The organism is Tomitella fengzijianii, from assembly GCF_007559025.1.
Classification (GTDB): Bacteria; Actinomycetota; Actinomycetes; order Mycobacteriales; family Mycobacteriaceae; genus Tomitella; species Tomitella fengzijianii.
The window spans coordinates 3,465,623-3,479,726 of record NZ_CP041765.1 but is presented as its reverse complement, the minus strand read 5'-3'; the positions used below and the strand labels follow the sequence as shown (position 1 = coordinate 3,479,726).

9 protein-coding genes and 1 pseudogene are annotated in these 14,104 nt (G+C 72.0%); 5 read left to right on the top strand and 5 right to left on the bottom strand.

The genetic code is table 11. From position 1 onward, the window contains the following. Window positions 1-223: 223 nt before the first annotated feature. The 5 genes and pseudogenes from FO059_RS15800 to trmB form a co-directional block, all read right to left on the bottom strand. Window positions 224-1,342: pseudogene (locus FO059_RS15800) on the bottom strand (lysylphosphatidylglycerol synthase transmembrane domain-containing protein); the annotation flags it as partial. 241 nt (window positions 1,343-1,583) lie between these two features. Further along, window positions 1,584-3,239: an adenylate/guanylate cyclase domain-containing protein gene (locus tag FO059_RS15795; protein ID WP_233266662.1), complete on the bottom strand. Its 1,656-nt coding sequence runs from the start codon at window positions 3,237-3,239 to the stop codon at window positions 1,584-1,586. Window positions 3,240-3,393: 154 nt separating this feature from the next. Next, window positions 3,394-6,546 carry an MMPL family transporter gene (locus FO059_RS15790; RefSeq protein WP_143909920.1) on the bottom strand — a complete coding sequence of 1,051 codons (3,153 nt, stop codon included), beginning with the start codon at window positions 6,544-6,546 and terminating at the stop codon, window positions 3,394-3,396. A gap of 67 nt (window positions 6,547-6,613) precedes the next feature. After that, entirely contained in the window at window positions 6,614-7,300 is a 687-nt protein-coding gene (locus FO059_RS15785) for an NYN domain-containing protein (protein WP_143909919.1), read from the bottom strand. Continuing rightward, window positions 7,297-7,995: a tRNA (guanosine(46)-N7)-methyltransferase TrmB gene (gene trmB / locus FO059_RS15780; protein ID WP_233266689.1), complete on the bottom strand. Its 699-nt coding sequence runs from the start codon at window positions 7,993-7,995 to the stop codon at window positions 7,297-7,299. Before trmB ends, FO059_RS15785 begins: the two co-directional genes overlap by 4 nt. A gap of 300 nt (window positions 7,996-8,295) precedes the next feature. Between trmB and FO059_RS15775 the strand changes: the two genes are divergently transcribed. The 5 genes from FO059_RS15775 (at window position 8,296) to FO059_RS15755 (ending at window position 14,046) form a co-directional block, all read left to right on the top strand. Beyond that, on the top strand, window positions 8,296-9,084 hold the full coding sequence (locus FO059_RS15775) for a hypothetical protein (protein WP_143909917.1): 789 nt from the start codon (window positions 8,296-8,298) through the stop codon (window positions 9,082-9,084). Continuing rightward, window positions 9,077-10,552, top strand: coding sequence for a hypothetical protein (locus FO059_RS15770; RefSeq protein ID WP_143909916.1), 1,476 nt, complete (start codon window positions 9,077-9,079; stop codon window positions 10,550-10,552). The genes FO059_RS15775 and FO059_RS15770 overlap by 8 nt, the downstream gene beginning before the upstream one ends. Then, the gene (locus FO059_RS15765) at window positions 10,536-10,901 is read left to right on the top strand and encodes a DUF6802 family protein (protein WP_143909915.1); all 366 of its coding nucleotides are present in this window, start codon (window positions 10,536-10,538) and stop codon (window positions 10,899-10,901) included. Before FO059_RS15770 ends, FO059_RS15765 begins: the two co-directional genes overlap by 17 nt. Window positions 10,902-10,970: 69 nt before the next feature. Continuing rightward, complete coding sequence (locus FO059_RS15760; RefSeq protein ID WP_143909914.1) at window positions 10,971-11,879, top strand: alpha/beta fold hydrolase; 909 nt, start codon at window positions 10,971-10,973, stop codon at window positions 11,877-11,879. A 337-nt stretch (window positions 11,880-12,216) separates the two neighbouring features. Further along, entirely contained in the window at window positions 12,217-14,046 is a 1,830-nt protein-coding gene (locus FO059_RS15755) for a phosphoenolpyruvate carboxykinase (GTP) (protein WP_143909913.1), read from the top strand. The last annotated feature ends 58 nt before the right edge of the window (window positions 14,047-14,104 follow it).

Genomic DNA, 14,104 nt, shown 5'->3' with positions numbered 1-14,104 from the left:
GGACCTCGGTGGCGGGGTCGGTCGCCGGGGGGTGGGCGGCCTCCGGGGGATCCGCCGGGGTGCTGTTCTGCGGGGGGCCTTCGAGCGGGGGGCCTTCGCGCGGGTCGTCGGCGAGCGGGCCGTCGGCGAGCGGAGGGGGCGGGCCGTCGGACTCCTCAGGCGTGGTGGCGGCGGCACCGTCGTGCGCCGGTGCGCCACCGGGCGGCCGGTCATGGGCGGAGTCGTCCGGCGCGGCGCTCTCGTCGTGGGCGCCCGACCTCTCGTCCTCCAGCTCGGCCAGCTCGCGCTCGCGCAGGTCACGATCGGCGGCGAGGTCTTCATGGTCCTGGGTGCGGAAGAGCACGAAGAAGATGATCCACCCGACGATCGCCACCAGGATGAAGCTGACGATGCGGTAGACGAGCACCGAGGCCACGGCCTCGCCGCCCGTGAGCCCGCCGGCGGTCAGCGCCGCGATCAGCGTGCCCTCGACGAACACCAGCCCGCCGGGCATGCCGGGGATCGCGCCCACGGCCTTGGCCGCCGCGTAGGCGATGGCCAGTGACGAGATGCTGGGATGCGCGCCCACCGCCCAGCATGCGAACCCCAGACACGCGATATCGGCGATCCAGTTGTAGAACGACCAGCCGAAGGCGACCGCGCCGTCCTTGGCGCCCAGTTGGACGTACTTGAGCTGTTCGATGATTCCGCGCCAGCGGTCCATCCCGGTGGCGCGGGGCTTGCTGCGCGCCCAGTTGAACCAGCGCAGCGCCCACCGGCCGAGGTCCTCGAGCGAGTCGGGATGCTTGGCCACGTAGCGGCCCGCGTAGGCCAGCGCGAACAGGCCGACCACGCTGAACACGGCGGTGAACGGGTTGACCGCCGTGCCGACGAACAGCGCCCCGCCCACGCCCAGCACGGTGAGTCCGGCGGCGGCGAGCACGCCGGACATGGCCACCTGCCACGACGCCACCACCGGGCTGGCGCCCCACCGGCGGGTGCGCCGGTAGGTGAACGCGGTGGAGAAGACCTGCCCGGCCGGCAGGGTGAGGCTCATCGCCGTGCTGGCGTAGATCACGGCCAGCGACTTGAGCTGGCTGATCTTCACGCCGGCGGCGCCCAGCAGCACCTTCTGCACGCGCCCGAAGCTGCTCATCGACGCCGCCTGGGCGAGGATGCATGCGGCGACCCACCCCCAGTGGATCTCGCTGAGCGCATTCCAGGAGTTGTGCAGCGAGGGCCACAGGTAGAAACCCTCCGCTGTGAGCAGCGCGACCAGCCCGATGCCGAGCACCCAGCGTACCCACCAATACCGGGGGCGCTGCCGGGAAGCGGGCGCAGCAGTGTCGCGGGCGGGCATCATCCCAGCCTATCTGCCCCGTCCGCGAAGTCTGCGTCGCAGGTTGCACCGGCGTGCCTCGGAACACCTGCTCGGGCGGGACGTATGCACACGGTCAGGCGAGTGCGGCACGGCGGCCGGCGCGCGGAAGCGTCACGCGGGCAGAGCGTCACGCGGGCAGAGCGTCACGCGGGCAGAGCGTCACGCGGGCAGAGCGTCACGCGGGCAGAGCGTCACGCGGGCAGAGCGTCACGCGGGCAGAGCGTCACGCGGTTTCGTCGGGCCGCGGGCGGTACCGGGGCTCGGTGGCGGGGCCCGGGTCGTCGGCGACGGCCGAGTGCGCCTCGGCCTCGTCCCCTGCCGCGTCTCCGTCGACGCCGCCGGCCCCCGGCTCGGAACCGTCCGCAGCGGTGGGCGCGTCCGCCGGGTACGCGATCCCGGTCGGCATCCTGCGGCCGCGCAGCACCAGGCTGCGGCCCGCCGTCCACTGCGCGCGTTCCTCGGCGCACGCTGCGGTGACCGTGTGTTGCGCGGCGAACACCCGCGACGGGTGGATCTTGGCCAGTTCGGTGAGCCGCGCCGCCTCATTGACCGCGTCGCCGATCACCGTGTACTCGAGGCGCTCCGCAGCGCCCACGTTGCCCGCCACGCACACGCCCGACGACACGCCGATCCCCGCGTCGATCCCGGTGCGCCGCACGAGTTCGGTGTGCATCCGGCGTGCCGCGCGCAGCGTCGCCGTGCACGGGTCCGGCATCTCCAGGGGCGCGCCGAACACGGCGAACACCTCGTCGCCGATGAACTTGTTGATGAAACCGCCGTGCCGGTGCACGACCTCCACGATCACCTCGAAAAAGCGGTTGAGCAGGTCGACGACCTCGGTGGGCGGCCGGGCCGCGGCCATCCGCGTGGACGCGATCATGTCGACGAACAGCACGGCGACGAAACGGGTCTCGCCGCCCAATTCCGTGCCGTTCTCCAGCGCGAGCCGCGCGACGTCGTCGCCGACGTGCTTGCCGAACAGCGTGCGCAGCCGGCGTCGCTCGTCGACCGCGGTCACCATCCGGTTGAAGCCGACCTGCAGCATGCCCAGTTCGCTGCCGTCGTAGACGTTGACACGGGTGTCGCGGACGTCGTTGCGCACGTCGAGCAGCGCGGCCCGCAGCTGCCGTACGGGATCGGACAGGTGCGAGCTGGTCAGCAGCGTGAGCACCAGCGACGTCAGCCCCGTGAGCACGCACATCGCGATGACGGCGGCGGCGAACGTGGTGCTGGTGGCGTCGACCCATCCCGTGATCTGCCCGATGGCGAGGGTGAGCAGCCCGATGGTGGGCACCAGCGTCCCCAGCCCCCACGTGAGCAGCAGGCGCATGCTGATCGGCGGCGCGTACTGCGGGGCGTACTCGGCGTCGGAGAGGGCCCGGGCGGCGACCGGCCGCAGGATGCGTTCGCCCAGCATGTAACTGGCCCCGAACGTTCCCACGGAGACCAGCGCGAGCACGATGCCGCCGGTGATGGCGAGGTTCGGGGTGTCCGAGTAGTTGTAGGCGATGAAGGCGAGGGAGCCGATCAGCCACACGGCCGTGTGCACCAGCGACTGGCGCAGTGGCAGGAGCATGACGGCGGACTGTTCGGCGGTGGTGGGCGGGCCTCCGCGCCTGCGCCACCGTGTCAAGGGGCTCAGCAGCACGATGGCGGTTCCGACGCTGATCACGGCGCCGGCCACGAGGTAGGTCAGGGCCGTCAGGAAGATGACGTCGCCGCGGTCGGACACCTGGGCGTCCCGGGGTATCGGCAGTACCCAGAGGAGCAGGACCGCGGCGATGACGCCCGCGAAGACGTTGGCTCCCGCCATGCTCGCGATGTAGAGCATCCAGCGGTTCTTGACGCCGCGGGCGAGGATGTCGCGGGAGGAGGCCACGGTCTCACCGTATCGCCCGGTGGGGGCGGTAGTGGCGGCCGCTACCGTAGGGCGGTCGAAGGGACGCATGCCGCAACCCGCCCGCAGGGTGTTCGTCGTCACCGCCGGCGCGACCCGGACGGTCGACCGGGCCCGCGGGCGGTCGGCGTGACGCTCACCCCCGGTGGCGCCGCAGCAGCTCCTCCACGGTGACCTGGCCGGAGGCGTCGGGGCGCAGGTGCCGCCCACCGGTGGTCGCATCGGGATCGGTGGTCTCGTACTGTGCGGAATCCGGTTCCGGCGCACCATGTTCGGGTGCGGAGTGCGCACCGGGGCGGTCGGTGCCCGTTCCTGGGTGGGCATGCGGCGCGTCCTGCTCCGCGCGCATGCGCGGGGCGGTGGGGCGCTCCTCCCACGGGTATCTCGGCCGGGCGGGCCCGGAGCCGGAGGCGGTGGACGGAGAGGCGCTGCTGCGGCGCGGCGGCTCGGCACCCGAACGATGCGCGGGATTCGCGGCGGTCGACGGATCCGGTGCCGCGGGGGTCGCCGGCCGTGCCGGCCGTGCCGGGCGCCGCTGCGGCGCGTCGTTCTGCGGTGCCGTGCGCCGTTCCGGGCCCGGCCGCTGCGGCTGGGCCGGTGCTTCGCCTCGCCCGGCGCCCGCCTGCCCGCGGTCCGCGCGTGTCCGGCGCGTGGGCGGCTGGTCGGGTGCGCCTGTGCGGGAGGACTCCGTCCACTGGGGACCGCCTGCCGGGCGAGCGTCGGCCGATGCAGCGCCGCGTGCGGGCCGCGGGGCGGCCCGGCCGGGCGCGGGCTGCGCGGGGGCCGGGCTTGCGCGCCGGGTTTCTGCACGCCTGGGTTCTGCGCGCTGGGGTTCTGCGCGCTGGGGTTCCGTCCCCTGGGACTCGGCCCGCCGGGGTCCCCCCGCGGGCCCGGGGCGCGCCTGCGGCCGCTGGGCGGTACGCGCCTCCGCCTGCTCCGCGGCGTAGGCCGGCGTCTGCTCCGCCGTGATCCGCGGAATCACCGTGGTGGCGTCCGGAGGCGCGTCGGCCAGCGCGGCGCCGACCGTCGTCGCGGCGCCGGCATGGTGCTGAACGCCGGCGCCGACGCGTGCCGGGGCGGCCCTGACCGGGCTCGCCGCGCCCGCACCGGCCCCCGCGACGGCGACTCCGGTGGCGATATGAGTGGGCCGCTCGTCCGGCAGGTGCACCTCGCCGAGGCCGATGCGCTTCTGGATGCGCTTCATCCACTTGGGAGCCCACCAGCAGTCGTCGCCCAGCATCGTCATCACCGCGGGGACCAGCAGCATGCGGATCACCGTCGCGTCGAGGACGAGCGCCGAGATCATGCCGTAGGCGATGTACTTCATCATCACGATCTCGGAGAACCCGAAGGCGCCCGTGACGACGATGAGGATGAGGGCGGCCGCGGTGATGATGCGGCCAGTGTGGGCGGTGCCGATGCGGATGGCCTCCCGCGTCGTGGCGCCCCGTTCACGCGCCTCGACCATCCGGGATATCAGGAACACTTCGTAGTCCGTGGACAGGCCGAAGATGATCGCCAACAGCAGCACCACCACCGCCGGCATGAGCGGTCCGGGGGTGAAGTTGAGCATCGACGCGCCGTTGCCGTCGATGAAGATCCACGTCAGGATGCCCAGGGTGGACCCCAGGCCCAACGCGCTCATGAGAACGGCCTTGATCGGCAGTACGAGCGAGCCGAAGGCGAGGAACATCAGGACCGTCGTGGTGACGACGAGGAACAGGATCATCCACGGCAGCATGTCCACCAGCGCGTCGATCGTGTCCACGGTCATCGCGGGCACCCCGCCCACGAGCACTTCGACGCCGTCGGGCTCCGGAATGTCGCGGAGCTCGGTGATGGTGTTCCCCGGGCGGTCCGGATCCACCAGTCCGGCGGATAGCACCGTGACATCGTCGGCGGACTTGTCCACCTTGAACGGCCCGGTGAACCCGTCGATCTGGTTGGCCGCCGTGGCGATCTCGACGACCTGCGAATCGGAAGCGCCGGTGATGACCACATCGACCGGGTTGGTGCGGAAGGTGGGGAACAGCTCGTCGAAATGCTCCTGGGCCACCCTGGTGGGGTTGTCCGGGGGGAGGTATTTCTCGCTGAGGCCGCCGAACGCCACGTTCTTGAACGGGATGATCAGCAGCAGCATGACGATGACGATGGGCGCGGCGACCCACCCCGGGTGCTTGCCCACCCAGTCGGTGAGCCTGCCCCAGAAGCCCGCTTCGATCTGCGCGTTCGTCTTCTTCCGGTTGAGGAAGGGCAGGCTGAGCGAGTCGACGCGCCTGCCCAGGAGCCCCAGCAGCGCCGGCAGGACCGTCAGCGAGGTGAACGCTGCGATGGCGATGGCGAACAGCCCGCCGAAGGCCACTGATTTGAGGAACCCCTGCGGGAACATGAGCAGGCCCGTGAAGGCCACCACCAGCATGGTCGCCGAGAACACGACGGTGCGCCCGGCCGTGGCGACGGACCTGCGCACGGCGGCGCCCACGTCGTAGCCCTCGGCCAGCTCCTCGCGGAATCTGCTGACTATGAACAGCGCGTAGTCGATCGCCAGGCCCAGGCCGATCAGCGTCACCACCGGTTGGGCGAACGTGTTGACGTCCATGAAGTGCGTGAGCATCCACAGGGCTCCGGTGGCGCCGGCGATCGTGAGCACGCCGACGATCACCGGCAGCAGCGCGGCCACCACGCCGCCGAAGACGAAGAACAGCAGCACGGCAACGGCGGGGAGCGCGATCAGCTCGGCGCGTTGGGTGTCGTTGCCGGTGCCGACGCCGATCGCGTCGCCGATGGGCTGCAGGCCGGAAACCTCGACCTTGATGCCAGGCAGCGCGAACTGGCCCTTGATGTCGTGGTACTGCTCGAGCGTCTGGGTGTCCGTGCTGCCCGTGAGCTGGACGCTGGCGAACGCGTGCCGTTTGTCCTTGGTGGACAGCAGGGACTTGCCGAAGGTCTCCGTCCAGTAGCTGGTGATCCCGCCGATCTGCTCGGGGAATTCGGCCTGCAGCCGGGTCAGGCTGTCCTCGACCTTGGTGGCGAAGGCCGGGTCGTCCACGGTGAGACCGTCCGGCGCCGTGTAGAGGACGATCACGTCGGACATGTGATCGCGGCCGAACGTCTTGTCTGCGAGCTGCGCGGCCTGGGTCGACTCCGAGCCGGGGTCGTCGTACCCGCTCTGGCTGAGCTGACCCGTGAGACCCAATCCGAAGACGCCGCCCACGAGCAACAGGATCGTCGTCGCGACCAGCACCAGACGACGATGGCGGTAGGCCAACCGCCCCCAACTGCTGAACAACGCTAGCTCCTCCGGAAGATCTCGGGACTGGGTACAGATGCGAACGGCATCAATGGTGCGCCGCTGCTCACCTGCCGTCGAGCAGTGACGTGAGCGGGCGGAACGGCTGCAGCCATGCGCCGCCGACGGGCAGGTTCTCGAGGCTGAGGCGTGGCAGCGGCTCGCGGAAGACCCCGGGGATGTCCTCGAGGTCGACGAACTCGAGCTTCGGTGAGGCGACCGCCCAGCTGGCGTGCTCGTGGAAGCCGATCACCTGCACCGGGATCCCGGCGTCCGTCAACAGTTCCATCGGCTCGCGGAACGCCTGCCCGTCCGCGGAGGCCACGACGACGCCGGCAAGGCCCATCGTGGAGCGGCGCAGGGCGATGTGGTCGAGCATGTCCGAGTCGACGTCGCTGTGCTCGTCGGTCTTCGGCTTGGCGAACACGGCGAAGCCCACGTTGCGGAGCGCCTCCACCCAGGGGCGCACGACGTCCGCCGACCCGGCCGCGATGTTGGTGAACACGGTCGCCTCGGCGACGATGGGGTCGTCCTCCGCCGGGGGCGTGCCGCCGGATTCCTCCGCGGCCTCGGCCTCCTCGTCGGCGAGTTCCTGTGCGCGCCCCAACAGCCACCGGCCCAGCGCGTCGAAGCGCGGGCGGTGCGCGGAGGTGGGGCGGCCGCCCAGGATCGAACCCAGGCCCATGTCCAGGTTGGGGGCGTCCCAGACCAGCAGCACGCGCCTGCCGGGGATCACTGCGTGATGGTCGCTCATGAGTCGACTCGTCTCCAGATCATTTCGGTAATAGTGCTGCCCGCACGGAGCCCTTTGCCCTCGAACTTTGTCACCGGGCGTTCCAGACTGATAGGGGCAGTCGAATCGAGAGTACGCAGCATCGGCTCGGTGGCGCCCGCTTCCGTGATCCATTCGGCGTAATCGGCGTGATCCGTCGCCACGTGCAGGACGCCGCCGGGACGCAGGCGCGAGGCGATCAGCGAGAAGGTCGCGGGCTGCAGCAGCCTGCGCTTGTGGTGACGCTTCTTGGGCCACGGGTCCGGAAAGAACACCCGCACGCCGGTGAGCGAGGCAGGTGCGATCATGTTCTCCATCACATCGACCCCGTCTCCGCGCAGCAGCCGGATGTTGCCGATGTCCTCGCGTTTGATGCGGTGCAGCAGTTGCGCCAGCCCCGGCCGGTAGACCTCGACGGCCAGCACGTCGACGTCGGGCTCGGCCAGCGCCATCGCGGCGGTGGAGGTGCCCGTTCCGCAGCCGATCTCCAGGACGACGGGGGCGTCGCGGCCGAACCACTCTTCCGTGTCGATGACCTCGTCGCGGACGTCGCGCCCCAGCGTCGGCCACTTCTCATCCCAGGTCCGCAGCTGCGCCTCGGTCAACGTGCCGCGGCGGGTGCGGAAGCTCGTCACACGGGGATGCAGACGCGAACGCCCGAACCGGTCGCGCTCCACGCCGACGGCGCCGTCCGTGCCCTCGTCCGTCCGCTGCCACTGCGGTGCGGCGGCGCCGTCGCCCCGGGTGCCGGAGTCTCCGGCGGAGGCGGCGTCGGGAAGCCGCACGTCGCCGTCGCGCCGGGGGTCCTGTGTGCCGGGGGCGGGGCTGTGCGTCGGGTCCTGGGGGGTTTCCACCACACCATGGTCCCGTATCCGCCTCGGCCGACGCATCCCGGCCCGGACGCGGCGAGCGCGGAAGGTATCCTGCGCCGCAGACGGTGTCGGGGGACACACCGCGGGGGACGGGGGACCGATCGGATGGGGGAAGTGTCCGCGGACGCGGTGCACGATGCGCCCGAGCCTGTGTGCATCGGCGTCGGCGGCCGGGCGGGGATCGGCCGGAGCGCGCTCGTCGACGCGCTGTCCGCGCGGATGCACGGGCGCGGGCCGCTCACCGTCGGCGAACTTCCGGCCTGCAACGACCCGTGGGCGGCCGAGTCGGCGGCCGACGGCGCGGCACGCGGCGGCTGCGCGGTTCCCGTCGACATCGCGGTGCACATGGTGCTGGACTCGCCCGCTCCCGCGGACCTGAGTGCGATCGAGCGTCAGCACCGCCGCGGCGTTCCCGTCGTGCTGGTCCGCGCGCGAGCCGATGAGGGCGGCGCGGACGCGGGGCCGGACGCGGCTTCAGGCCAGGCCGCCGCGCGCGTCCCCCTCGCCGTCTCGCTCCCGCCCGGCGGGCGGCCGACGGGTTTGGACGAGCTCGCGGACTGCCTCTCCGCGGGGGTCGGCCGGATCCTCGCGGCACGCGCCGACGCCCACCGCTTCGGGCGCATGCGTGCGGCGATCGAGGGCCCCGACCGCGAGGCGGCCGAGCGCTACCTGCGCTCCGACGCGGCGCGGCGCATGCGGGCGGCGGGCTCGGGCACCTGGGCGGCGGAGGCCGACGGGCCGCGGGCGGCGCTGCGCGAGGCTGCACAGTGGCGGGCGGTGGCGGCCGTGGCCGCCGAGCCGGGCGAGCGCGCGCACGCGATCGAGTGGTGCCGCCGGTTCACCGACCGCGCCGTGGCGCTGGGCGCCGAGGTGGAGGAGCCTGCGGATGGCTGAGCGGGAGGAATCGGTGGCGGGACCGCCGGCCGGCCGGGTCCGGGTGTTCGCGGTGCCGGGCGCGACCGTGCCGGAGAGGATCGTCGCCCTCGCCCGTGGCATGGCCTCGGTCGCAGGCGGCGGGCGCGGGGCGGCGGTGATCGTCCTGCCCGGCCAGGTCCCCCTCGGCGTCGATGAGCTGGATCTCGTGGAACGGGCTGCGGCGCCCGGCACGGCGGTGGTGTTCGTGCTGGCCGGCCCGGCGGGCGGCGCGGGGTTCGGCGACGCGGCGCGGCGGCAGCGTGCGTTGCTCGGCGAGTTCGCCCCCGGCTACGAGCAGTGCCCCATCGTCTCCGCGGACGCGCCCGCGGAGGTGCTGCGTGCGGCACTGGCGGACGCGCAGTGCGCGGCGGCGGCCCGCGACGCGGATGCGGCGCTGGCGGCGGACAGGGCGGCGGCGGAACGTGCCCGCCGGAACCGGGGCTCGGAGCGGGCCCGCGCGGCGGCGCGCACCGAATCGTCGGCGCTGCGCCGGCACCGGAACGCGCTCGCCGGGCGCAAGGCCCAACTGCGCACGGCCGAAGGCCTTCCCGCGCGGATGGCGGCCCTGCGTACGGGGCTCTCGCGTGCCCGGGTGGAATTGGGTCACGAGATCGCCGCGCTCAGCCGCAGGACGGCCGCGGCCGTGCGCGACGAGCTGGACGTCGCGGGGCGGACGCAGATCGGCGGCTATCCGGCGGAGCTGACACGCCGGCTCGAAGCCATGGGCGACGAACTCGCGGCCATGGTCGAACAGCGCATCGCCGCCGCCGTCCCCGAATTCTCGGATGCTTCTCCCGGTGCGCAGGCGGATGCCGGGGGCGGAGCGATCAGGCCGCTGCTGCCCGCGCCGCCGGGGCGCCGCCGTCGTGCCACGGAGGACCGGCTGATGATCCTGATGGGCGCGTCGGGCGGGCTGGGGGTGGGCCGGCTGGTGACGGCGGGCCCGCTGGCGGGCGGGCTGCCGGGCGGGGGCCCGTGGGCTGCATTCGCGTGGCCGGCCGCTCTGGTTCTAGGCGGGTTCGTCGCCTGGTGGATCGTGCGGGCCCGCGCACACCTGGGGGCCCGCTCGCGGGTGCGCCAGTGGGCCAACGAGGCCATCGCCGAGTTCCGGGCGGCCTGGGAGCAGCACATCGCGCACCGGGTGCTCGACGCCGAGTCCGAAGCGGCGCGCGCGGTGGCGGAGGCGCATGCGCGCGAGACTCGCGAGATCGACCGGCGGCTGGCGGACATCGACGGCCGGCTGGCCCGGTTGCACGGACGGTTCCCGGGGCCTGTGGATGAACGGACGCGTGGCGTGGGGCGCGGCAGTACCGTGACGGTCGAAGGAACGAGGCCGGCGGGGAGCGAGGGGCCGGCGGGGAGCACGGGTCCTGCCGGGGGCGCGGGGGATCCAGTACGCGCGGTGAGCAGTGAGGGGAGAGGAGCACGGGATGTGGCTGGGCAATGAACTGCCGGAGGACGGGCTGGAGGGCGGCGAGGAGTTCGCCGCGGTGCATTCCGGGGCCGACGGGGTCTCGACGTGGCCCGCGTCCGAGGGCGGGGCGGCGGGCCCGGGGGACGTGCTGGAGTACGAGCCCCTGCCGTTCGACACCATCACCGCGGTGGACATGGACGGCGACGGCGTCCTGGAGACGATGATCGTCCACGACGGGGAGCAGATCACCGTCTCCTACGATCTCGACGGCGACGGCGATACCGACTACGAGACCGTCTTCGACAGCGAGGGGCACGCGGTGTCGTGGCAGGACCAGCAGGACCCGGACGGGACGTGGCATTGGCGGCGGGTCTCGGGGTGAGTCTCGGGGTGAGTCGGCCGCCGGGATCCCGGGCTGCGCAGTCATACATGCACGCGGCATCATGTATGCATGACGGATATCACCAGCCCCCGGCTCGAGGGCAAGGTTCTCGTGGGGCCGGAGCGTGACCGCGTCCTGAGCTTCTCGGAGTTCGGCGTGCCGCACGCGCGCCCCGTGGTGTGGCTGCACGGCACGCCGGGCAGCCGCCGGCAGGTCCCCGTGGAGGCCCGCGAGTTCGCGGAGCGGGAGAACGTCCGCATCATCGGCATCGACCGTCCGGGCATCGGCTCGTCCACCGCGCACGTGTACAAGTCGTTCCACGAGTTCACCGACGACCTGGCCATCGTCGCCGACAACCTGGGCCTGGACGAGATGTCCGTGGTGGGCCTGTCCGGGGGCGGTCCGTACACGCTGGCCGCCGCGCGGTACCTGCCGGACAGGGTCCGCTCGTGCGCGGTGCTGGGCGGCGTGGCGCCCACGCGCGGCGAGGACGCGGTGGACGGCGGGCTCGCCGGGTTCGGCGCGATGGTGGCGCCGCTGGTCTCGCTCGGCCGGGTGCCCATCGGCATGGCGCTGACCTCGCTGGTGCGCGTGGTCAAACCGTTCGCTTCGCAGATCATCGACGCCTACGGGTTCCTCTCGCCGGAGGGCGACCGCAACCTGCTGGCCCGCCCGGAGTTCAAGGCGATGTTCATCGACGACCTGCTCAACGGCAGCCGCAAGCAGTTCTCCGCCCCGTTCTCGGACATCATGCTGTTCTCCAAGGAATGGGACTTCCGCTTGGCCGACGTGGACAAGCCCGTGCACTGGTACCACGGCGACGCCGACCACATCGTGCCGGAGACGCACGGCGAGCACTGCGTGCGGATGCTGCCGCGTGCCGATATGACGCTGCTGCACGGCGAGAGCCACCTGGGCGGAATGGGCGTGGCGGAGGACATTCTCGCCCGCGTGCTCGCGGACTGGGACCGTCCCTGACCATCACGCGGGGCGGGTGTGCTGAACTGCGGCGATGCGCGTGCGGGCTGATCGTTTCCACGGGGGTCGTGCACGGTGCGGGACCCGATTCGGAGAAAATTTGCGAACGGCGTTAACCTCGTGTCAGGACTCCCGGCGCCCGTGTCCCTCGGGCCACGTGCCGGCGGCCCCTGGGGAGGGGGCGGTGGCACGCGGCAGACGAGCATTCGGGTAGCACCCCAACCGACGGGGCGCAGCCGAGTTCGCGCCCCCGATTTGCACCGACCGGCCGGGAATCCCGGCCTCGGCGTACCCGGCGGGTGCGGACGAGGCTCCGGCCCCACTCCAGGAGAGGCTGATGACCGCAGCGACGATTCCAGGTTTGAACTCAGCGGACGACAACCCGCCCACCCGGCATGCCGAAATGCTCGCCTGGGTGACCGAGGTTGCCGAGCTCACGCAGCCGGACCGGGTCGTCTTCGCCGACGGCTCCGACGAGGAGTGGGAGCGCCTCACCGGGCAGCTGGTCGACGCCGGCACGTTCACCAAGCTGAACGAAGAGAAGAAGCCCAACTCGTTCCTCGCGCAGTCGGACCCCGCCGACGTCGCCCGCGTGGAATCCCGCACCTACATCTGCACGCAGACGGAGGAAGGCGCCGGCCCCACCAACAACTGGATGGACCCGGAGGAGATGCGCACGCTGATGCGCGGCCTCTACGAGGGCAGCATGCGCGGGCGCACCATGTACGTGGTGCCGTTCTGCATGGGCCCGCTCGCTGCGGACAAGCCCAAGCTGGGCATCGAGATCACGGACTCGCCGTACGTCGTGGTGTCCATGCGCATCATGACCCGCATGGGCCAGGACGCGCTGGACAAGATCGGCACCGACGGCGAGTACGTCAAGGGCCTGCACTCGGTGGGTGCGCCGCTGGATCCCGGCCAGGCCGACGTGCCCTGGCCCTGCAACGAGACCAAGTACATCACGCACTTCCCGGAGAGCCGCGAGATCTGGAGCTACGGCTCCGGCTACGGCGGCAACGCGCTGCTGGGCAAGAAGTGCTACGCGCTGCGCATCGCGTCCGCCATGGCCCACGACGAGGGCTGGCTGGCCGAGCACATGCTGATCCTCAAGTTGATCTCCCCGGAGGGCAAGGCCTACTACGTGGTGGCCGCGTTCCCCAGCGCCTGCGGCAAGACCAACCTGGCGATGATCGAGCCCACCATCCCCGGCTGGCGCGCCGAGACGCTGGGCGACGACATCGCCTGGCTGCGCTTCGGCGAGGACGGCCGCCTGTACGCGGTCAACCCGGAGGCAGGGTTCTTCGGCGTGGCGCCGGGCACCAGCATGGCGTCCAACCCCAACGCCATGAAGACGGTCGAGGGCGGCAACACCATCTACACCAACGTCGCGCGCACCGACGACGGCGACATCTGGTGGGAGGGCATCGGGGGCGACAAGCCCGCGCACCTCACCGACTGGCACGGGAACGACTGGACGCCGGAGTCGGGCGAGAAGGCCGCCCACCCCAACTCGCGGTACTGCACGCCCATGTCGCAGTGCCCGATCCTCGCGCCGGAGTGGGACGACCCGCAGGGCGTGCCGATCTCCGCGATCCTCTTCGGCGGTCGCCGCAAGGACACGGTGCCACTGGTGACGCAGTCGTTCGACTGGCAGCACGGCACCTTCATGGGCGCCACGCTCTCGTCGGAGCAGACCGCCGCCGCCGAGGGCAAGGTCGGCAACGTGCGGCGCGACCCGATGGCGATGCTGCCGTTCATCGGCTACAGCGCCAACGACTACCTGGCGCACTGGGTGAACGTGGGCAAGCAGGCGGACGCGTCCAAGCTGCCGGAGATCTTCTACGTCAACTGGTTCCGCCGCGGCGACGACAAGCGGTTCCTGTGGCCCGGGTTCGGCGAGAACTCGCGGGTGCTCAAGTGGATCATCGAGCGCATCGAGGGCAAGGCCGACGCCGAGAAGACCGCCATCGGCTACGTGCCCACCGCCGAGCAGCTCCACCTGAAGGGGCTCGACGCGGACATGGGCGACATCGACGCGTCGCTCAAGGTGGACGTGGACGAGTGGAAGAGCGAGATCCCGCTGATCGAGGAGTGGTTCGACAAGCTCGGCGACGTGCCCTCGTCGGTGCGTGACGAGCTCGAGGCGCTCAAGCAGCGGCTGGGCTGACGACGAGCTCCGCATGACGACGATGCCCCGCCCGGAAACGGGCGGGGCATCGTGTGTT